This window comes from Limosilactobacillus sp. DJ3M12, from assembly GCF_947381695.1.
GTDB classification, from domain to species: Bacteria; Bacillota; Bacilli; order Lactobacillales; family Lactobacillaceae; genus Limosilactobacillus; species Limosilactobacillus kinnaridis.
Window position 1 is genome coordinate 1 of sequence record NZ_CANCWY010000022.1, and the last position, 21,506, is coordinate 21,506.

Here is a 21,506-nt window from a genome sequence, read left to right on the forward strand (position 1 = left end):
TGAATAAAGGAATTATAGGGTCACCAAAGCACTTTCAGTTTGAATAATTCCTGTCTACAAGTTTATAAAGCAAATGACTCATCAAAAGTAATAAACTACTTAAAACTAAACTGATAGAAGTAGGGAGAACAATGGAATTCAAACCATGTATTGATCCCAATAGTGCCAATATTAAGAATAAAGCCGATGCAAACTAAGATATCTTTTTAACTCGTTGAAAACCCAAAAATTTAGTAACGTAGTCTTAGCTATGACTACACTTGATCTTAAATCGATGATTATATTCCTTATCAAATGTTATTGAACAATACAAGTGTATTATCAATACTACTAAACAGTAAGCTATGGTGACTATATTCACCCTCTGCACTTTCTCAGCTAGTATTTATCTATAAAAGCACAACGGCACAATATTTAAATTATTCTTAAATTCCATCATGGCAACGATACAGCACCCATTCTCTTAGTAACCTAACACACCTACCTAATTCTAATGTACCATTATTGTGTCAAATTTCTGTAATTGAATGGAATTTATTGAAAAAGAGCATATGATAGAAGCTCAAACACTTTGGAAACCCCATTTTACCAAAACATGGCTGGAACGAAAGAACATAACTCACACATACTAAAAGCAATTTGCCGAACGATTGAAACAGACTTTTCCTTATTGAAATGGCAGATTGTAAAATTTAAGTTGAACATTTAAGTGGACAGAAAAACCCATCAAGGTCTTTAATGGTGTTACCACAACATTCCATTAGAAAGAAGGACCTTAATGGGCACCACTATTTTATCATTCCAGAACCGCGTTGTCATTGAAACGCTTCATAATGAAGGACGTTCCTTACGATACATCGCTAATTACTTAGGCTTTAGTAAGACCACGATCTTTAATGAACTTCACCGACTAAATGGTGAGTATCAGGCTGAGCTAGCGCAATCTGACTGCGAACGAAAGGTTAGTCAACGGGGGCGAAAGTCTTCGCTCACTAAAAACCTTAAGCACTTGATTGAGGAAAAGATTCAAGTCCAGAAGTGGTCTCCTGAACAAGTTGCCCATGTGGTTGGGATTGCCTACAAGACGGTTTATAACTGGATTGATCAAAAATGGCTTGATGTGCAGTTATCTGATTTGCCTGATCATGGAATACGTCGCCATCGCGCTAAAGAAAAGCGGGGTACATTCAGTCACGGCCGCTCAATTGAGGAGCGTCCTCATAAAATCGAAACTCGCCAGGAATTTGGCCACTTTGAAGCTGACACCGTGCTTTCTGGCAAGCGTAAAGGTCAAGCTGTGGCTACTTTTGTGGAGCGTAAGAGTCGCCTGACAATTGTTAAACGGCTCCATGGTCGCGATAGTCAATCCATGACTCAAGCCGTGCTTGAACTAGCTAGTCAACTTCAAGACAAACTCAAGACGCTGACCGTAGATCATGGTAAAGAGTTCGCTAACTACCAGGCAATTGAGCAGCGAACTGGTACTCCGGTTTATTTTGCCCATGCTTATTCACCACATGAACGCGGTAGTAATGAGAACCGTAACCGAGTTTTACGGCGCTTTATTCCCAAAGGCCAAGCTATTGAAGAGTTAAGCGATCACAAGCTAGTTCAAATTAATTGGTATCTGAATTCCCGACCACTTAAATGTCTTAACTGGCATACACCAATCGAGATCTTCTTGCTTAATCTACATTACTAAATTCGTTCAAGTTATTTCTTGCAATCTGCCAATGCCAAAAATAATCGTGCGCAAATTTTAACAGTCTTTCAATAACGGTTGGAAGTAGCGTTTCTGGCATCTAATATTGCTTAGAAAAATTTCACTAGCACCACGCGTTAAATATACTTAATTCTAAAAATAGAATTACATTATTACGATACTAATAATGATACAATTTAATTAAAGTCATATATAGAAGCAGATAAAGGAAGTGGTGCTGATGATTGATAATAACCAAAGAAAGAAGATCATGCATCGTCGTTGGCTGATTACCACAGTTATTGCAATAATTATCATTACATGGTTAGGATTATGGGAATTTATCTCATGGATTGTTGAAGCTTTTCTACTTTATTGTGTCTTATGGTGGATCGTAATGTGGGTAACTGGTATGGATATTGATAACCACAATTTACGTGAAGTCAACAAGAACAGAGCAAAACAAGGCTTACCACCAGTAAATACTCATGAAGGACAAGAAGACCATGAAGTATCAGATACACTATGGGACATTTTTACTTTTAATCAAATGTTTAACCATCATGGAAAGGATTAAGACTTATTGTTAAAAATTTCTTATTATAAAAAGCACCCAGCTTTTACACTGGATGCTTTCTTCATATGGCAAACACTTTGGCAAACAAACATGTTATTTTTTATGAGTTGGTCGAGTTTTAACACTGCCAAATTGCCGTTATATCGCCATTCCAACACTAAGTAACATTACAATTCTATTCGTACTCGATCGTCGAAGGTGGCTTACTCGTAACATCATAAAGAATGCGGTTAACGTGGTCGACTTCATTTACGATTCGGACTGAGATCTTTTGAAGAATATCCCATGGAATCTTAGCGAAATCGGCTGTCATCCCATCAATTGAGGTAACGGCCCGGATAGCAACCGCATAGTCATATGTCCGGCCATCACCCATGACACCAACTGAACGAATACCTGGTAAGACAGTAAAGTATTGCCAAATTTCTTCATCAAGACCTGCTTTTTTGATTTCTTCACGAAGGATTGCATCACTTTCACGAACAATTTCAAGCTTTTCAGTAGTAATTTCACCAATAACACGAATTCCAAGACCTGGACCTGGGAATGGTTGACGCCATACCAATTCATGTGGAATTCCAAGTTTTTCACCGAGTTCACGGGTTTCATCCTTAAAGAGCTTGCGTAATGGTTCAATTAACTTGAAACCGAGCTTCTTTGGCAAACCACCAACATTATGGTGAGACTTAATTGTCTGGGCGGTGTCTGTTCCAGATTCAATTACGTCCGTATAAAGCGTACCTTGAGCTAAGAAATCAGCATCTTTAATCTTCTTGGCCTCTTCGTTAAAGACTTCGATAAATTCCTTACCGATAATCTTCCGCTTTTGTTCTGGATCGGTAACACCTTCAAGCTTACCTAAGAAGCGATCTGCTGCGTCAACCTTAATAATGTTAACACCAAGGTCGCGACTCAACGCATCCATCACTTGGTCAGCTTCGTTCTTCCGTAACAATCCGTGGTCAACAAAGATACAAGTAAGTTGATCGCCAATTGCCTTATGAATCAAAACGGCGGTAACACTGGAATCAACCCCACCAGAAAGACCTAAGATAACCTTCTTATCACCGACTTCTTTGCGGATTTCATCAATCTGCATGTCGATGAAGTCATCCATCGTCCAGTTTGCTTTAGCGCCACAAACATCAAAAGCAAAGCGGCGTAAAATGTCTAATCCGTATTCGGAATTACGAACTTCAGTGTGGAATTGAACACCATAGAATTTACGGTCATTATCAGCAATCGATGCGATTGGACAGTTCTTGCTAGTAGCAGTAACTTCAAATCCAGCTGGGGCTTGAGTTACTAAATCACCATGACTCATCCATACATATTGCTTCTTTGGCAAACCTTTGAATAATACAGCCTCGTCATCAAGTGCTTCAATATCTGCTCGTCCATATTCGGAGTTATCAGCTTTTTCAACCTTTCCGCCAAGGTCGTATGACATTAATTGCATTCCATAACAAATACCTAGAATCGGGATACCAAGCTTAAAGATTTCTGGATCGACCTTGAATGCGTTTGGATCATAAACACTATTAGGGCCACCAGAGAAGATGATCCCTTTAGGATTAATCTCTTTGATCTCGTCTGCGGTTAACTTGTGAGAAAGCAATTCGGAATAAATACCGAAATCACGAAGCCGACGAGTAATCAATTGATTGTATTGGCTACCAAAATCCAAGACAATGATCTTATCAAACGCATCTAAATTGATGTTTGCCACAATGACACTTCCTTTGTTCAAATTTTTATTCTTAAAGGCTAGTTTACAGGCTGAACATGGCATGGTCAATGATTATTTAATATTCCATAACAAAAAAGACGGGAGCTAAATTTTCTCACGCCTTTTTCGTTAGATGGAATTTTATTGAGGATATTTAATTAGTGTTCTAAATCAATATTTAATAGACGTAATTCTTCATCAACTGCTTGTGCCTCAAGTGTTTTAGTGTCTTTATCAGTTTTTATCATTTCGACAGCCTCCTCATCTCATTTAATCTGTATCCTTCTTAAGTGGTCTGTGAGTAATTGTCAATAAAAATGAGTCATAAATATCATGTGCAACCGTTTCGAACATTGATACATTAGGATTAAAAAGATTTATTTTTTACTTTTACTAGATGTTTTAACTAGATTTTCTAATGCAGGATTTGTAATCCATTCCAAATTCGGTTGATTTGAATGCGCTTTCTGCATTTGATAAAATTTAGTTAGTTATTTTTTACTTGAGGTGCAATATGTTTATTCGGACAAAATATCTTAACCAACTAATAAACAGCATGAACCAGTCAACAATTAAGATTCTTGTTGGCGTTCGGCGGTGTGGTAAAACGACTATTCTTGACCAGTTTCGGGCAACTCTCCGGCGTCAAGAAATTTCCTCAAGTCAAATTCAAGTGATCAACTTTGAATATCTCCTAGAAAATGAATTATGCAATCCAGAATATCTCTTACAATTTATTCTTGATCGACTTAGTAAACACCAGATGAATTATATCTTTCTTGATGAAGTCGAAGTGGTTCCCCAGTTTGCCCGCGTTGTAAATGCCCTAAATTCACTCTCTAATACTGATATCTATATTACAAGTTCCAACAAAACCATTTTGGAGAAAGAAAATCTTCAACAAATGGTTTCTTATACTATCATCCCGGTTTTCCCTTGCAGCTTCCGTGAATACATAAAAAGGAACCAACAAGAAGCTGATTCCCAAGCGTTATATCAATATTTAAATGAGGGTGGGTTCCCCTATACTCACGAAATCCACGGTCCAATCAACCTCCGCAATTACGTGAATGGGATCATCAACACAATTATTATTACCGATTTCACCCAGCAGGCGACCCTTTGCAATCCAGGCCTGACTAAGCAACTTGCCCATCACTTAGCTCATCATGCTGGAACCACACAAAATATCTCCCAAATTGTCGATAGTCTTAAACGTCACCACATCACTACTTCCAATAAGACGGTCGATTTTTATTTACAGTTCTTACAGAGGTCCTTTATCTTTTACCCATGCAAAGAATATGATTTTTCCCGTCGCCACATCAAAAGTACCAATATTCGTTATTATCCGGTAGATCCTAGTATTCGGCAAGCTCTCACACTGAAAAAGAATGTCCTTTCTCAACGAATCCTTGAAAATATTGTCTTTATTGACTTATTGAGCCAAGGCTACCAAGTATATAGCGGCCGCATCAAAGATAATGAGATTACCTTTGTCGCAATTAAAAATGATATCTTTACCTGTATCCAAATCGCTTATTCGCTTGCTGATGATGGTGCCTATCGCCGGGCGATCAGCGGATTACGGCAACTTTCCTCAAAATATAAAAAGCTTTTAATTACAGTAAAACCAACGCTCAATTACGCTGGTTTAGATCCTGATATTGAAATTATTGACTTGTATAGTTGGCTAACCAATTAACCTCGTCGCAGATAAAGCTTATCCACGAGATGTCCCGTTGTCTTATGTAAAATTACGTCAGCACGACTTTTGGTTGGAAGGATAAACTCTCGTAAATTAGGAAGGTCGACGCGTTGCCAAACATCCTTTGCCATTTTAAATGCTTCCTGACGGTCACCCTTCGAATAAGGATAGTAATAGTTTGATGGGTCAGTAAAGGCTGTCTCTAGCAACATCCCAAACCGTTGAAGATACCAATGCTCAATCAGGTCCGGATCTGCGTCAACATACAATGACCAGTCAAAGTAATCACTGACATATAGTTGCTGGTTACTTGGCAATTGCAACGTGTTAATCCCTTCTACAATCAATATGTCTGGGCGATCAATTACCAAGGGCTTATCCAGCTGAACATCATAAACTTGATGGGAGTATGTAGGCGCCTTGACAACTGGTTCCCCTGCCTTAACATCATTAAGAAACTGGAGAAGCCTTTCCATGTCATATGATTCGGGAAAGCCTTTCCGATCCATAATCCCCCGCCGTTTTAATTCTGCATTAGGATATAAGAACCCATCCGTTGTCATTAATTCTACCCGCTTATCAGGCAGCATCTTATTTAGTAAGATACTAATCAACCGAGCGATGGTGCTCTTCCCAACTGCAACCGAACCTGCAATCCCAATAATATATGGAATGCGCATCGTGGAACGCTGTAAAAAGTTTGCCTTTTGCATCTGCCATTCCAAAAAGTTCTGGTAGCGCAGTTGAATTAATTTTATTAGCGGCAAATATACATCCTGCACATCCTCAATTGAAATTCGATCATTCAACGACTTAATTTCATCCAAGTTCCCCTGGGTTAACCGTACTGAATCAGTTGGGAAAAAGCCGTGCCATGTTTGCCGATCAAATTGTTCGTAGTTCATCCATTCATCCATTATGCAAAATCCTTTATTTCACCCGTCAATGAAAACGGTTACTCAAGTTTAATAGTAACATATTATAAACATAATTAAAGCTCAATCCAGCTTGTGAACACCTAAACATTTTACCAGATAATTAGCGCAGCGCAACTGTTTGAAATGAAAATGGAGACTAGTACTATTACTGGCCTCCATTTTCATTTGATTATGGTTTAGGGAAGTTTAATTTCGGATAATTCTTTAACTCTGGTGCATCGGTTGTATAATCATCGAAAGTACTCTGGTTATTATTTTCCGACTTTAAACTTGTCTTCTGTTTCTTTTGCTGCTTCTGTAAATTCTTCAAGCTCTTCTTAAGGTTATAAGTATATTGTTTTTTATCAACTTTCTTAAATCCTGGAAGTTTGTAGAACCGAAGCAAGTCACCATTCACGACTTTATCTGATAATCCAAGATCAGTTGTAACGTATTTTTGAATCTTACCAATTTCTTTACGTTGCGCTGCGGTTTGGTGAGTAATCTGCTTACCATTCTTAGTGTAATAGTAGTCACCATTATACTTAGTGTATTTTGGCGTTACCCAATCACCATTTCTAAACGGTACAATTTGCTTATTTTCTGGTGAGAGCAAGTCTTGGCCGAATTGAATATAATTCTTAGAGCTAATTCCTAACAAATCCTCAAGAGTAGGTAAAACATCAATTTCACCACCATACGTATGGTTAATGCCACCTTTTAGGCCAGGCATATTAATCATAAATGGTACTTTTTGGAACATTGCTAGATCATAATTAGTTACTTTCTTCTTACCTAAGATTTGCGCAATGGCTGGTTGGTGGTTATTAGAGATTCCATAGTGGTCACCATAAAGAACTAACACACTGTTTTGCCGTAACCCCGTCTTATCAAGGTAATCAAGAAATTCGCCAAGTGATTCATCTAAGTATCGTGCAGTTTGAATATAAGGGTCGACCGTGTCATCACCAGTCTTCCACGCTTCAATATCTTTATTCTTTTTATCAAGAATATATGGATAGTGGTTAGTAACTGTGATGATCTTTGCATAGAATGGTTGTGGAAGCTGCTCGATATAGTGGGCTGATTCTTTCATGAAGATCTTATCCTTCATTCCATATCCAGCATCATAATCCTTGGTCTTTGGGTAATACTCCTTACTAAAGAAGTATTGGTAACCAAAAGACTTATAAGCATTATCACGGTTCCAGAAACTAGGAACATCCCCGTGGAATGAGGCCGTCGTATAACCTAGCTTTTGATGAAGAAGCGCTGGCGCAGATTGGAAGGTATTAGTCGTCCCATCAGTAACCATTGCTGATCCTTCTGGAAGACCAAATAGCGAGTTTTCGAGCATTGTTTCTGCATCCGCCGTCTTTCCTTGACCAACTTGGTGGAAGAAATTATCAAACGCCAAAGTATCATTAGCATGGTACAACTTATTCAGGTTTGGCATTACTTCTTGACCATCTTCTTTATAGTCGATCATGAATTGCTGGAGACTTTCAAGGTGAATGATAAAAATATTCTTTCCTTTAGCCTTACCGTAATATTCAACGTTTGGCGTAGCATAATTACTATGGATGAAATGCAAAACCGGCTTTAATTCGTCACGATTAGCACGCGCTTTTACTACACTGTTATTAGTCGTCTTAACCCCATCATAAACTGTATATGCTTCGAGTCCTAGATACTTAACAATATAATTATTATCAAATGTTCGCGTAAGTAGTTGTGAACGATCACTTTCCGCCATTCCTAAGTTAACTCCAAATAGAACAAAGCCAAGGGCAGTAATCGTCATCGCATATCTAACCTTAAAGCGCCGCATATCAACACGGACAAAGTGGAAAAGTAAGATGAGTGCTAAAATTACAACATCCAGGTAAACCAAAAAGTCTTCGGGACGTAATATCCCCATTAAACTTTTACCAAGATTATTTGAAGCCGCTCCAGATCCCTTTATTACGTTAAAGGTAATGAAATCTGAAAATTCTCGATAGTACAAAATATTTGCAAAAAGCCATGTCGACAATGCCACATTAATTATCAACATCATCCAATAGGACAAGCGTCCACGGAAATATAATGCAATTCCCAAAAATACAAGGGCACTTGGAATCGTATTAAATGCTAAAAGGAATTGTTGCATGCTTCCTTTTACACCTAAATTAAATTCATTTTGATAAGCCCAATAGCTCTTTAAACAAAATAAAAGTACAACAAGCAGAAAAAAACCGAGCTTGGTATTCAAGACACGGCGGAGCTTCTGCAACGCTGTTTTCATAGTCGTTCCTCCATAAAAAAATATCATTATTAACAATAATACACTAACTAGCTAACCGCAACCGTACAATTTTATTTTTCCAAAAAGTTAAAAATTCCGTCACTTTTCTGTCGTAGTTAACCTTTTGAAAATAGATCTTAAATGTTATGATTGAGTGTCGTTAATTAACAGAAGGGACTGAGCACCATTTCAAAGAAAAAAGCGAATTTAATGTTATTACTGGTTGCTATTCTATGGGGAAGCAGCTATGTATTTGCCAAACTAACGATTCAAGCAGGGATGCATTCTGGAGTTATCAATGCTTGCCGGGGAACAATGTGTGTAATTGCCGGTTATCTTATCTTCCATAAACAGATCAACAAAATGACTTGGCTGGATTTCAAACTAGGAGTCCTTATGGGAACAATTAATTTCCTGGGTTATTTTTTGCAGACTGATGCTCTCCGTTATACTACTCCGGCTAAAAATGCCTTCTTGACAACCCTATATGTTGCAATTGCTCCCTTGATCTTGTGGTTGTTTTGGCATGAGCGTCCACAACGGAAGACATATTTTGCGGTCGCCCTCGCTATTATCGGAATGGCTGTCATCACTAATGTTGCTAATACTGGCCTTCAATTAAATTTTGGGGACTTTCTAACTGTTGTTTCTGCTATTTTTTGGGCCTTACAATTAATCTTCTTTGGAAAGTACGCACCGAAAGTTTCTAGTCCCTGGGTGGTAATCTTCATGATTGGCCTATGTCAAGGCACGTTCGGTTGGATTACGACTGGCTTATTTGAACGTACTAACCTTACACAAATTCATTGGGTTCAAGCCCTGATTCCCCTGGCTATTTTAGCGATCGTCGTAACCTTCTTAGCGCAAGGAATGCAAATTACAGCTCAGCAATATACTGATGCTACATCTGCTGGATTATTATTGATGTTAGAATCATTTTTTGCCAGCACCATGTCAGTTATCATGGGCTATGATCCCCTTACACCACAACTAATTTGGGGTGGTTTAATCTTACTTTTAGCCAATGCAATTATGCAAGTTAATTTCCAAGATGTGCCATTTTTAAGAAAACAGCATTAAAAATAACGAGGATGAAAAGTTTTTTCATCCTCGTTATTTTTATTTGCTTACTTTCTTATCTTCCTTGGCAACCGCTGCTTGAGCTAGCAAGTTGACATAGTTAAATGGTCGGTCAAAGTTTGGCTGGAACATTGTATCATACATTCCAAGAAATTCAATTGTATTTTGGTTCTGAATGCATAACGAAATCAGACTTAAAGTTTCTGAAATATCGTGTTTACTCATCATCTGTGCTCCCAAGATTCGTTGGGTATCCTTATCCCAAACCAATGACATCAGGACCGGCGTGGTAGTTGACATAAAGTGCAATATTACTCTTGCCATTTATTTATCAACATTAACTTTTTCATATTCATCTGTCGGCACTTGGGTCAGCAAACTAGTTGTCCTGCCAATTGATACTAAGCTTAACTCATGCATTGCTCGAGAACAAATTGTATATAGCAATTGTCGCTCATCGTTACCATGGTATTGCTGATCATTCGCATTCCAGACAATAACCGCATCAAATTCCAACCCTTTTGCTAGATATGCTGGCACAACAATTGGCCCCTTTACTAACCGTTGATTCTCTGTCCGAATAACGGTGGTCTTGATATTATTGGCATTTAACTTTTGATACAACTCTTCACTGTCTTTGAGATCTTTACCAATAATTGCGACGGCATCATGGTCATTCTGATACTTATTAAGAATATCAATAACTGCCGCTACCCCTTCTTGTTCATCCTTAGTTTGATAAACTTGTGGCTTATTGCCTTCACGTTCAAAGGCCTCAATTGCTTCACCGTCAATTAAAATATGCTTAGTAAAGTCGGTAATTTGTTTCGTGGAACGGTAAGACTTAGTTAATTGGACAACCTTCGTCTTTTCTGGATCAAACATCGTCCCTAACTGCTTTAATAGTGACCGACTATTCTCATGAGTGAAAATCGCCTGGTTAAGGTCTCCTAACAATGTGAATTTAGCACGGGGAAAACGATATTTAAGGTAAGCTAACTGGTAAGCATCATAATCTTGAACTTCATCAACAAAAACGTAACGAATATCACGTTGACCACGCTTTCCAGTAATCAAATCATACAGGTACAGGTAAATGGTAATTCCGTTTGCACTGATATTTCCCTTCTTTAGCTCTTCTTTTATCCCATCAACATAACCTTTCCATTGCTCTGCAGAAATACCGTATTCAGCAATATTAACAAGTTTTGGAGTTACCCGGAGAAGGTGTAAAAATTGTCCATTGATGTTAAGCCACTGATTATGATCGATGGCTTTTTTTATTGGTATAAATGCCCGCATAACGATTTGACGCGCAAGGAACTTGTATTCTTTATCTTCATCCTCAAATTCACGTGGCTGGTTATTAAATAGGTTGTCGATTTCTTCTTTACTCAAGCTTTGAATTTCATCCTCTACCCATTTGTTGCGCATTTCAGATCCAACACGGTGATTAAGGTATTTAATAAGAGCTTCTTTCGTTCCATCCAACCTATTTCCCAGGTTATAGTTATTGTTAAATGAGTAGTAAATCTCCTTAATCTTCTCTTTGCTCAAAAAGACTTTACCATTAAACATAAGGTTACGGAAACGCATATTAGCATGACCAAGATGGTTAGCATAACGCTCTGTTGCTTTGAAATATTGTAAGCTAGTTAATAGTTGTTGTGCATTCTTAGCCGTTTCATCTTGGTGACTTTCAAACCGTTGTTCTAAGTTTTGAACATGAAGCTTTGGTACCCGACGATTAGCAAACTGGAAGTAAGTCATCTGGACCATATTATGCTCACCCAATTCCGGTAAAACTTGATCAATGTAGTCATTAAATAATTGGTTAGGTGAAAAAAGAACAACTTGTGAAGAGGTCAAATTCCCCCGGTAACGGTAAAGAAGCCAGGCAACCCGTTGGAGAACTGCAGCTGTCTTTCCCGAGCCAGCAGCCCCCTGAACAAACAACAATTCATTTTTAGTGTCACGAATAATTTCATTTTGTTTCCGTTGAATCGTCGTTACAATGCTCTTCATCTTGGTACTTGAATGGTTACCAAGAGCATCAAGAAGCATCTGGTCGCCTACTTGTTCGTCGGTATCAAAGATGGTTACAATCACGCCATCTTTAATTTGGAATTGGCGCTTAAGAGTAAGATCAACCTCTTGTTCACCTACCGGAGTCTGGTACTTAACTTTCCCGAGCTTTCCTTCATAGTAAACAGACGAAATCGGTGCTCGCCAGTCATAAACAAGAAAGTGATCCGGCTTATCGGTAAAGGATGCAAGCCCGATATATACCTTTTCGGATTCATTGGCACCTTTTTCACGAAAATCAATGCGAGCAAAGTAAGGTTTCTTTTCAAGTCGCTGTAAAGTTGCTAGCCGGTCTGCAGCGTGTTGCCAGCTATTTTGACGTTCATCTAGCATCTGCTGTTGAGCACGAAAAGACATGGCCGTATCCATCATGCCTGAATAAGTAGTGGTATTTAAGTGGATATCATCAATTTGCTTATTGATGCCCTTAATATCATGTTGAGCCGTTTTAATCTTTTCTTCTGCTTTTTGTTCGGCCTGTTTTACTTTATCAATCACATCATCAAGGTACTTTTGTTCTAGTTCTTTTTCAGTTTTCGTAGACATTCCATACTCCCTACCTTTCATCTTCAGGTCGACTTACTTAATAATTTATCTTAAAATCATCCAATTATTATATCATTTTCGCCAATTAGTCTGTTAACTTTCCGCCTTCTATTTTTTCAATTATTAAATGTCGTTTAATTTTAATCCTAAGATCATCAAAATAACTAATAATAACGCTACAATATATTGAAACCATGATCCAGGGGGAGGGAAACAACAATGAGCCATCTTTTTTATCTTCTAACTCATATTGCGGAAATAATTATTCCCATGTTTGAGTGGATGGGCGCTTGGAGCTATGTTCTCCTTTTTATCCTAATTTTTATGGAAACTGGATTAGTGATTTTCCCATGGTTTCCTGGTGAATCACTCGTCTTTTTAACTTGTTCTTTCATTGCTTTTAACCCGATCTTAAAAATGGAAATCGTCATCCCCGTCTTCTTTTTCGCGGCGCTAATTGGTGACACAGTTAATTATTATATTGGTCATTCCCTTTCTCATTGGCAATGGCTCAAAAAAAGAATGGCCGGTCCCCGCTTTGAGAAAGCACAAGAATTTTTAGCCCGTCATGGGATCAAAGCTGTAGCATTAGGGCGATTTGTACCGCTCATTCGTACCTTTGTCCCCTTAATTGCTGGAACAATGCAGTTTCCGTTCCATCGTTTCACAATTGGTAATATTATTGGCGTTACATTATGGGTAGCGATTGGTGCTGGATGTGGATATTACTTTGGAACAATTCCGTTTGTCCGTCAGCACTTCTCACTTATCATCTTAGCATTTGTTGTGTGTTCACTGTTAGGAGTTGGCTTGTTAGCACTTATCAAAGCGATTCGTCAACGAATTATTAAGCGAAACCGAATGCTATAATTGCTTTTTCTTCAGCGAAATCATGTTAAAATGTAATAAGTATTTTTATTTCGCTTAAAGGAGTGCTGTAACTATGGCAATCAACGTTTATTTTGTACGCCACGGACAAACCTATCTTAATCTCTACAATCGGATGCAAGGTTGGGCTGATGGTCCGCTAACGCCAAAGGGTGAAGAAGACGCTAAACGAGTAGGACGGGCGCTTGCTCCTATTCAATTTGATTATGTATTTTGCAGCGACCTCGCACGAACAGTTTCAACTACCCGTTTCTTGCTTGCTGAACATCCTGGTAATAATCCAACGCCAATTCCAGAGCCAGCGTTTCGGGAAGAATTCTTTGGCTACTTTGAAGGAGAAGATGGCCAACATTTTGCTGACTTTCTTGGCGGCCCAGATGGTTATCATAGCTTTGCAGAAATGGTTGCCGGTTGGGGTCCAGACAAATTAAAAGATAAGATTGCAGCAGCGGACAATTATGGTACTGCTGAAGACCATGTTGCTTTCTGGAAGCGGGTAGATAAAGGTTTTGACCGTTTACGAGCATTGCCAGACGGATCAGAAGTACTAGTAGTTTCACACGGAGCCACTATTCGTTCAATCGTCCAACGCTATTCTGACGCTTACGATCCAGGCGATTCACCACGTAACGGAAGCATCACTAAGCTAACTTTAGACAAGAATAATACTAGTGTTGATTTTTACAACAAACTTGAATTACCAGAATAATATCCATAAAGGGGGAACACTATTCTTCAATGGAGACTAACATACAAACTGCAGAACCAGTAATTATCACTGGCTTAAATACCGGTCAAGAAGACTTTGACTACTCAATGGTCGAACTGGCTGAACTAGCACAAGCAAATCACATGGAAGTTATCGATCGGATTGATCAAGTCATCGATCGTCCTAATCCTGCTACCTACTTTGGAAAAGGCAAAGTCGAAGAAATTCGTGACGTGGCTGATGCTAATCACGTTCCTACTATTATTACTAATGATGAATTATCACCAAGCCAATTACGTAATCTTGAAGAAGGAACCGGATGTCGTATTCTAGACCGAACCGCTCTTATTTTAGAGATTTTCGCAACCCGTGCACAATCTAAAGAAGCCAAACTCCAAGTACAGATCGCTAAACTGCAATACCGTTTACCACGATTGCAAACTAGTGTAAGTGAGCGGTTAGACCAGCAAACCGGTGGAGGAAGCGGCTTTACTAACCGGGGTGCCGGGGAAACCAAACTTGAAATGGATCGGCGAACTATCCAACATCAAATTTCCCACCTTCGTCAAGAATTGGCAGACATTGATAAATCCGAACAAACCAAGCGCAAGCAACGAGTAAAGAGTGCAATTCCCACAGCAGCACTCGTCGGCTATACCAATGCTGGTAAATCCACGATTATGAATGGCCTTGTAAGAAGATATGGAGCTGCTGAAGAAAAAACCGTTTTTGAAAAGAATATGTTGTTCGCTACTCTTGATACAAGTGTGCGGCAACTAACACTTCCGGATCAAAAACGGTTCCTACTAAGTGATACGGTTGGGTTCGTTAGTAAATTACCTACTCACCTTGTTGAATCATTTAAATCAACACTTGCAGAAGCCGCTAATGCTGACTTACTAATCCAAGTTATTGATTATTCTGATCCACATTACAAGGAAATGATGGAAACAACTAATGAAACCTTAAAACAAATTGGGATTACTGATATTCCAATGATCAACGTATTTAATAAAGCAGATAAAACTGAGATTGAATTCCCTATTCTTGAAGGTGACGATCAAGTTGTAATTTCAGCTAAACAAGATGCTTCATTAGACCTTCTTGTTGATGTTATTAAGAAACACCTATTTAAGGACTATGTCACCACTACTCTTCTTATTCCATTTACTGATGGTCACGTTGTTTCTTACCTCAATGAACACACTAATATTTTAGATACTACCTATGAAAGTGATGGGACATTATTAACGGTAGAAATGTCAGTTCAAGATTATCAACGGTTTGGAAAATATGAGAAAAACTAATAAAAGCAGCGACCAAAACTGATCGCTGCTTTTATTAGTTATCTATCTCTCTGCTTTTACTCCGAAAATCAAGGAGACGATCATTACTAAGATTACTGCTCCAATAATTGATGGAACAATTGCCATCCCAGCTACTTGCGGTCCCCATGCGCCTAATACTGCTTCACCGATTGCTGATCCTACTAGTCCAGCAACAATATTACTGATCACTCCCATCGATCCGCCACGACGGGTTAACGCACCAGCAGCTAAACCAATTAATCCACCAACAATTAAAACCCAAATCCAGTACATAATCAGCCCTCCTTTTTATTTCCTTTTATTGACTCTTTAAGATCATTAACCTCATCTTTTACTTTTCCTTTAAGTTTCTGAAGTTTTCCTTCTCCTTCACGAGTCTTATCATTAGTTACTTTGCCTTCAGTTTCTTTTAGTTTCCCTGCTATCTTATCTTTTATTCCGTGCTTATCGCTAGCCATTATTATCAGTCCTTTCCTTATGTATATGGCTATTAGTGGCTGACAACTTTGGGATGTTCCTCCTTCCTAAATCGACTAGTGGTATTTGATAGTTCTAAGCTTAACAGTTATCATCCTAGAAAGCGATATCCTTTTGATTTATTTAAGCCTTCTTTAATAACTTTATTTATATCTTAATTAAAAAGAAACTCTACCGTCAAAAATTGGTAGAGTTTTTTAATTAATTACATTCTAATTTCATTACGTGAATGCTTACCTTCTAGAATTGTTACAGCATCATTCAAACTAATTTCAACCATATTCCGTATAGATGTTTCAGTCAAAAATGCAACATGGGGAGTAACAAGAACATTTGGCATTGCAGCTAGCTTCTTGTAATCATCTGGAATTTGATCTGATGAAACTTGCTTCCCAAAGAAAGAAGTTTCGTCAGCTAATGTATCTAGGCCAGCACCCGCAATTTCTTTATTTTCCAATGCTGAAATTAAGTCCGCGGTATTTACCAGTTTTCCACGAGCCATGTTAATCAAGTAAGCATTGTCTTTCATCATCTTAAATTGTGGTGCTGCAATCATGTTTTCGGTACTTGGTAACAACGGTGTATGCAATGATAAAATATCCGCATTCTTAACAACAGTATCGAAATCGGTATATTCAACGTATGGTTCATATTCGACATTGTATGATGGATCATATGCAAGGACTTTTGCGCCTAATGCTTTATAAATCTGAGCAGTGGCCCCACCAATATTACCAAGGCCAACAATTCCCACGGTTAAATTGTAAATTTCATTACTGATCAAGTCATCGCTCCACCGAAAGTCGCCATGGCTCATGCGTTGTTCGAATTCACCAATCCGTCGTAACAAGTACATCGCCTGTGTGACACCCATTTCTGCGATTGCCCGTGGTGAATAAATAGGGACATTCGTTACAATGATGCCATTTGCTTTACATGCATCTAAATCAAAAATATCAACCCCAACCATTCGAGCAGCTAATTGCTTTATTCCCATGGCGGCTAATTGTTCATATAGTTGTTCATCCCCAAGTTTTGTTGTTTGCTGTAAGGAAATTCCATCATATCCCTCTGCAAGCTTAACTGTATCAGCATTTAATGGTTCAGTAACCATCTTGACATCATTGCCTGTCTTCTTTGCCCATGCTTCAATATAAGGCTTTTCAGCGTCACGAACGCTATACATAATTAATTTCATCAGTTTTCCCATTCCTTTCATAAAAACTGCTTACATTAATAGCTTAGCACTCCTTTACTTAATCATCAGTATTTAAGCAACAAAAAAGGGTCTGTGACTTAAGCCAAGTTACTTTCATAAAAGACAAATGGCGCAGTACAACAATGGCCTCCAACGCCCGGTAAAACCGAACGTTGGAGGCCTACTGTTGCTTGCGGGGGCTCACGAAGTCACGAGTGACTTCTGTCTCGCTCCCTCTGTTATTTTTAATTATTGTTCACCGTTGTCTCCTTGGTTTGGGCGACGTTGTTGAAGGTGCATGCCGTCATAATCGCCTTCTGGTCCAAGCAGTTCTTGGTTATTATCCAATTCTGAGCGACCAGCATAGTGATGGTGTTGTAACCAAATCATGCCGACTAATAACAATGCATAGAAGACAATCGCAATTACGATCAGAACAGTGTTACAGAACATCGTGTAATGTGCTCCTAAACCACCAGAAATTGAATCACGGAGTCCTAAGATTGAGTAAGTCATCGGTAAGTACCAGTGAATTACATTATAGAACTTCATCGTAATTTCCATTGGGAAGGTACCACCAGATCCACCTAATTGGAGCATTAAGAGAACCATGGCGAAGAATCGACCGGGGTTATCAAAGAGCATTGAGAGGAACATAACAATTGCCATTGAAGCTAACCCAAAGCATATGGTTGTCGCAAAGAATGCAACTGGGTGAATGACTGTAAGTCCACAAGCCATCATAATTGCATCTTCCGCGATTGCCATTGCAGTTACTACCAGTGATCCAACTGTTACCTTACTTGCCCACCAAGCGATTGGAGCTTTACCAAATTCAGCAACCCGACGAATTGGGTAAACAAAGTTAAATACAAGTGCCCCAACATAGATTGCTAATGATAGAACGTATGGTGCTAAGGCGTGACCATAGTTTGGTACATAACTGTAATCCGTGTGCTTAAGAGCAGTTGGTTCTGCAAACATCTTGGCAGTCCGTGGTGAAGTCTTAATACCGTTGATTTGCTTTGCACCACCTGCAAGCGATGTAGCCAGTTGAGAAGCACCAGCATTCAACCGCGCAATTCCTGAAATAAGAGCAGGAGAATTATCTTGAAGTTGTTGAGTTCCGGCAGCTAATTGGTTTACACCAGCAATAAGAGCAGGAACTTGACCGTTTAGTTGACCAAGCGCACCAGCTAATTGAGCTGCACCAGAATTCAAGGCCCCGCTATTAGCGTTAAGCTGGGCAATTCCGTTACCCAATTGGCCAACTCCGGCTGTATATTGACCGATTCCGCTAGCCAATTGACCAGCTCCGGTTCCAGCTTGGGCGACCCCAGCTGTGTATTGACCGATTCCGCTAGCTAGTTGATTAGCACCGACTCCAGCTTGAGCAACCCCAGCTGTATATTGACCAATTCCTGAATTAAGCGTACCAGCACCGGCAGCAGCACTATCAACACCATTAGTATATTGGTTTACACCACTATTAAGCGTGCTTGCTCCAGAAGAAATCCGACTTGTTGCTTGTTTAAGTTGATCAACAGCTCCTGGCATTGCCGCTAGGGTACCTTTATAGCCATTTAAGGTTGCTAATAATGAGTTAGCTTGACGAATAGTCCCATCTGCATTATCTAACACAGCAGACATTTGTGAGAGCTGACCTAATTGTTGCTGCATACCACTCAAGCTTCCTTGAAGATTGTTTAATTGACCAAGAGTTCCACTTAATCCTTGAATAGCAGCAACGTTAGCACTAGCATTTTGTACAATTTGTTGAGCGGCCTTCTTAGATTGATCACTAGCTTTATCATCACTAAGAATTTGTTGTGCTAATCCAGCAATTTGACCATCGTTAGTTGCAATACCTTTAAGCTTGTCACCAGCACCGGCAGCACCAGATAATGCTCCCGAAGCTTGTTGAAGACTAGCAGCACTACTTTGAACACCAGCAAGAGCATTCTTGGCAGCTGCCAAACCGGTCTGGAGTTGACCTAGTCCTTGCTGAAGATTTTGTGCTTGATCCATGGCCCCCATAATCCCGTTAAAGTTAATGTTTCCTAATTGACTGTTAACGGTTGAATTCAACTGATTAGCACCGGATGCTAGTTGACCAGAACCGTTTCTTAAGTTCTCTGAATTACCACTTAACGTATTCAAACCACTGCTTAATTGGTTAGCACCGGAGCTCAATGTACCCGAGTTAGCCATTAAAGTATTTAACCCAGCATTCAACTGACTAGCACCAGAATTTAACGCACCAGAGTTAGCCATTAAAGTGCTTAAGCCACTGCTCAACTGGTTGGCACCGGAATTTAGTGCACCGGAATTAGCCATTAATTGACCAACACCATTGCCGAGGAGACTAACCCCACCAGTATATTGCATGATACCATTTGCTAAGGTTTGGCTCCCGGTAGCAAGTTGTTGAGCACCAGAAGCTAATGGTGCAACACTAACACGCAAGGTTTGAACCCCGTTATTTACTTGGGAAACTCCGGCAACATAACGATTTACACCATCACTTAAGGTCACCATTCCAGTACCAATTTGTCGGGCACCATCAGCGGCCTTGTTCATCCCCTTACCTACAACATGCAATTGCTTAAACATTACCGTTGCGTAAGCGTTAGTAACTTGGGCACGAATTTTTTCATTTAGCCGTGTCATCCCAGTTTGGACAATTACTTGTCCAATGTAGTTTAAAGAACCATTAGTTTGATAATGTAATTTCATCGTCTTGGGATGTTTTTGTAAAACAGTCGTTGCATTTTCAGAGAAATCTTTAGGAATCGTAACAACAGCATAGTACTTACGATGGCTCATACCATACTTTGCTTCTTTAGCGGATACGAATTCCCACTTTAATTGATGATTTTTCTTCAATTCATCAACGGTCTGTTTCCCGACATCCATTTTCCGGCCTTGGTACTCAACCGGAATGTCCTTATTTACCACCGCAACCGGTAAGTTTCGTGTACTTCCATACGGGTCCCATACTGATTTTAAGAAGAAAATACTATATAGGAAAGGTATGAAGCAAATAACCGTTACTGATAGAAGCAGTAAACGGTTATGAATAATATGACGAAATTCGCCTTTAATCATGCTCCACATTTAATACTTCACCTCAAAACTTATCCTTTCATAATTTTAGTTTGTTAATGACTTGGTAGCTGCTCTCGCAAAATTAATAACGTCCTCAGTTGGTACATCATAATTATTGCCTTGCCACCAGTAAAAGGTCCCGATAATAGCGCCACTCAATACATAAGCAAGCATCTCGGGATTATCAGACTTTTGCAGCGCCGTTACAATTGGATCATTAGTCTCAAGATTGCGCCGCTCTAAAAGAACCTGACTTAAAATATTTAAAATTTCGGTATACAAAGAGCTCCGTGCACTATTAGGTGCTAAATGACGGATAACATCTTTATTTTTATCAATGTATGATAATAATTGCTTAATAATGTCATCTTCAGAATCTGTATTCTCCGTCAATTTATTAATTTGTGCATTTAACGTTTGCTCTAAGAGATCGTACTTATCACTAAAATAGCGATAAAAACTACTCCGGTGCATCAATGCTTCTTTACAAATTTGATCAACCGTCAAACTTTCAAAAGAATTTTTCTCTAATAACGTTATCAATGCATTTTCAAAGTCACGAATAGTTCTCGTAACACGCATAACTCTTCCCTCCCCAAATAATACAAATTTAACATGATTATTCTAACTTGTTGCAATTCAGTACAACAGGGGTAATTGAAGATAATCATTTCATAATGAGACAAAAATTCCTATTTGTCCGTAAAAAGACTTTTGTTTGTATCTTAATCAAACGAAAACAATAATATGCTTCTAGATTTAAATGGTCAAGCACGTCGCCAATAACTTTACGGGTCTTTCATAAGTAAAATAAGTATTAACTTTTTAAATCTCTTTTCTAAAATACGGTATAATAAAAGTATTAAAGCTATGCGATTGGAGGCTTCATAATGGCAAAAACTAAAAAACATTTAACTAAATCCAAAGATAAAGTAATTCTTGGTGTCTTTGGGGGTATCGCTGACTACTTCGGTCTTGATGAAACCCTCGTTCGGATAATCGGAATTCTCATTTTCGTCTTTACTGGCTTTTTCCCGCTAGGAGTCTTCTACCTCTTAGCTGCCCTCGTAATGCCTGAATATAATGGTAATAAGACAAACAATGATGACAATATCGTCGACGGTGAATTCAGAGAAAAATAATACTGATTGCAGCAAAAAAGCTGAG

Annotated in this window: 17 protein-coding genes and 2 pseudogenes; 9 read left to right on the forward strand and 10 right to left on the reverse strand. The window is 38.9% G+C overall.

The genetic code is table 11. The features are described from left to right. Nucleotides 1-571: 571 nt before the first annotated feature. The 3 genes and pseudogenes from QOS06_RS09155 to QOS06_RS09165 all read left to right on the forward strand — a co-directional run. A pseudogene (locus QOS06_RS09155) lies at nucleotides 572-679 on the forward strand (IS982 family transposase); the annotation flags it as partial. A gap of 99 nt (nucleotides 680-778) precedes the next feature. Then, entirely contained in the window at nucleotides 779-1,702 is a 924-nt protein-coding gene (locus tag QOS06_RS09160) for an IS30 family transposase (protein WP_283595874.1), read from the forward strand. A 241-nt stretch (nucleotides 1,703-1,943) separates the two neighbouring features. Continuing rightward, entirely contained in the window at nucleotides 1,944-2,279 is a 336-nt protein-coding gene (locus tag QOS06_RS09165) for a hypothetical protein (RefSeq protein ID WP_222258125.1), read from the forward strand. 175 nt (nucleotides 2,280-2,454) lie between these two features. Here the strand turns inward: QOS06_RS09165 and guaA are convergent, their stop codons facing one another. Next, nucleotides 2,455-4,008, reverse strand: coding sequence for a glutamine-hydrolyzing GMP synthase (gene guaA / locus QOS06_RS09170; protein WP_283595876.1), 1,554 nt, complete (start codon nucleotides 4,006-4,008; stop codon nucleotides 2,455-2,457). Between the two features lie 514 nt (nucleotides 4,009-4,522). Between guaA and QOS06_RS09175 the strand changes: the two genes are divergently transcribed. Next, complete coding sequence (locus tag QOS06_RS09175) at nucleotides 4,523-5,713, forward strand: ATP-binding protein (RefSeq protein WP_283595877.1); 1,191 nt, start codon at nucleotides 4,523-4,525, stop codon at nucleotides 5,711-5,713. Here QOS06_RS09175 and coaA read toward each other — a convergent pair. Both coaA and QOS06_RS09185 read right to left on the reverse strand, forming a co-directional pair. Beyond that, on the reverse strand, nucleotides 5,710-6,633 hold the full coding sequence (gene coaA / locus QOS06_RS09180; protein ID WP_283595878.1) for a type I pantothenate kinase: 924 nt from the start codon (nucleotides 6,631-6,633) through the stop codon (nucleotides 5,710-5,712). The two genes, QOS06_RS09175 and coaA, sit on opposite strands and share 4 nt — an antisense overlap. A gap of 190 nt (nucleotides 6,634-6,823) precedes the next feature. After that, on the reverse strand, nucleotides 6,824-8,920 hold the full coding sequence (locus tag QOS06_RS09185; RefSeq protein WP_109975899.1) for an LTA synthase family protein: 2,097 nt from the start codon (nucleotides 8,918-8,920) through the stop codon (nucleotides 6,824-6,826). A gap of 210 nt (nucleotides 8,921-9,130) precedes the next feature. Here QOS06_RS09185 and QOS06_RS09190 point away from each other — a divergent pair, with 210 nt between their 5' ends. After that, nucleotides 9,131-10,000, forward strand: coding sequence for a DMT family transporter (locus QOS06_RS09190; RefSeq protein ID WP_085650503.1), 870 nt, complete (start codon nucleotides 9,131-9,133; stop codon nucleotides 9,998-10,000). Nucleotides 10,001-10,039: 39 nt separating this feature from the next. Here QOS06_RS09190 and QOS06_RS09195 read toward each other — a convergent pair. Together QOS06_RS09195 and helD are read right to left on the reverse strand one after the other, a co-directional pair. Continuing rightward, a pseudogene (locus QOS06_RS09195) lies at nucleotides 10,040-10,303 on the reverse strand (oxidoreductase dimerization domain-containing protein); the annotation flags it as partial. 21 nt (nucleotides 10,304-10,324) lie between these two features. Next, nucleotides 10,325-12,631: an RNA polymerase recycling motor HelD gene (gene helD, locus QOS06_RS09200; RefSeq protein WP_283595881.1), complete on the reverse strand. Its 2,307-nt coding sequence runs from the start codon at nucleotides 12,629-12,631 to the stop codon at nucleotides 10,325-10,327. A 219-nt stretch (nucleotides 12,632-12,850) separates the two neighbouring features. Here helD and QOS06_RS09205 point away from each other — a divergent pair, with 219 nt between their 5' ends. The 3 genes from QOS06_RS09205 (at nucleotide 12,851) to hflX (ending at nucleotide 15,535) form a co-directional block, all read left to right on the forward strand. Further along, on the forward strand, nucleotides 12,851-13,501 hold the full coding sequence (locus QOS06_RS09205; protein WP_078009900.1) for a DedA family protein: 651 nt from the start codon (nucleotides 12,851-12,853) through the stop codon (nucleotides 13,499-13,501). A gap of 73 nt (nucleotides 13,502-13,574) precedes the next feature. Continuing rightward, nucleotides 13,575-14,228 carry a histidine phosphatase family protein gene (locus QOS06_RS09210; RefSeq protein ID WP_019253303.1) on the forward strand — a complete coding sequence of 218 codons (654 nt, stop codon included), beginning with the start codon at nucleotides 13,575-13,577 and terminating at the stop codon, nucleotides 14,226-14,228. 29 nt (nucleotides 14,229-14,257) lie between these two features. Then, nucleotides 14,258-15,535: a GTPase HflX gene (gene hflX / locus QOS06_RS09215; protein WP_283595883.1), complete on the forward strand. Its 1,278-nt coding sequence runs from the start codon at nucleotides 14,258-14,260 to the stop codon at nucleotides 15,533-15,535. 42 nt (nucleotides 15,536-15,577) lie between these two features. On the opposite strand, the gene QOS06_RS09220 is transcribed toward hflX, so the two are convergent. The 5 genes from QOS06_RS09220 to QOS06_RS09240 all read right to left on the reverse strand — a co-directional run bounded on the left by QOS06_RS09220 (nucleotide 15,578) and on the right by QOS06_RS09240 (nucleotide 20,921). Beyond that, the gene (locus tag QOS06_RS09220; protein WP_087215512.1) at nucleotides 15,578-15,829 is read right to left on the reverse strand and encodes a GlsB/YeaQ/YmgE family stress response membrane protein; all 252 of its coding nucleotides are present in this window, start codon (nucleotides 15,827-15,829) and stop codon (nucleotides 15,578-15,580) included. A 2-nt stretch (nucleotides 15,830-15,831) separates the two neighbouring features. Then, nucleotides 15,832-16,014 (reverse strand): CsbD family protein, encoded by a 183-nt coding sequence (locus tag QOS06_RS09225; protein WP_019253307.1) that lies wholly within the window; start codon nucleotides 16,012-16,014, stop codon nucleotides 15,832-15,834. Between the two features lie 224 nt (nucleotides 16,015-16,238). After that, complete coding sequence (locus QOS06_RS09230) at nucleotides 16,239-17,231, reverse strand: D-2-hydroxyacid dehydrogenase (protein ID WP_283595884.1); 993 nt, start codon at nucleotides 17,229-17,231, stop codon at nucleotides 16,239-16,241. A gap of 249 nt (nucleotides 17,232-17,480) precedes the next feature. Continuing rightward, nucleotides 17,481-20,348 carry a YhgE/Pip domain-containing protein gene (locus QOS06_RS09235; RefSeq protein ID WP_283595886.1) on the reverse strand — a complete coding sequence of 956 codons (2,868 nt, stop codon included), beginning with the start codon at nucleotides 20,346-20,348 and terminating at the stop codon, nucleotides 17,481-17,483. Nucleotides 20,349-20,384: 36 nt separating this feature from the next. Next, entirely contained in the window at nucleotides 20,385-20,921 is a 537-nt protein-coding gene (locus tag QOS06_RS09240) for a TetR/AcrR family transcriptional regulator (protein WP_098035452.1), read from the reverse strand. Nucleotides 20,922-21,229: 308 nt separating this feature from the next. Between QOS06_RS09240 and QOS06_RS09245 the strand changes: the two genes are divergently transcribed. Continuing rightward, the gene (locus QOS06_RS09245; protein ID WP_003672397.1) at nucleotides 21,230-21,481 is read left to right on the forward strand and encodes a PspC domain-containing protein; all 252 of its coding nucleotides are present in this window, start codon (nucleotides 21,230-21,232) and stop codon (nucleotides 21,479-21,481) included. Nucleotides 21,482-21,506 lie beyond the last annotated feature (25 nt).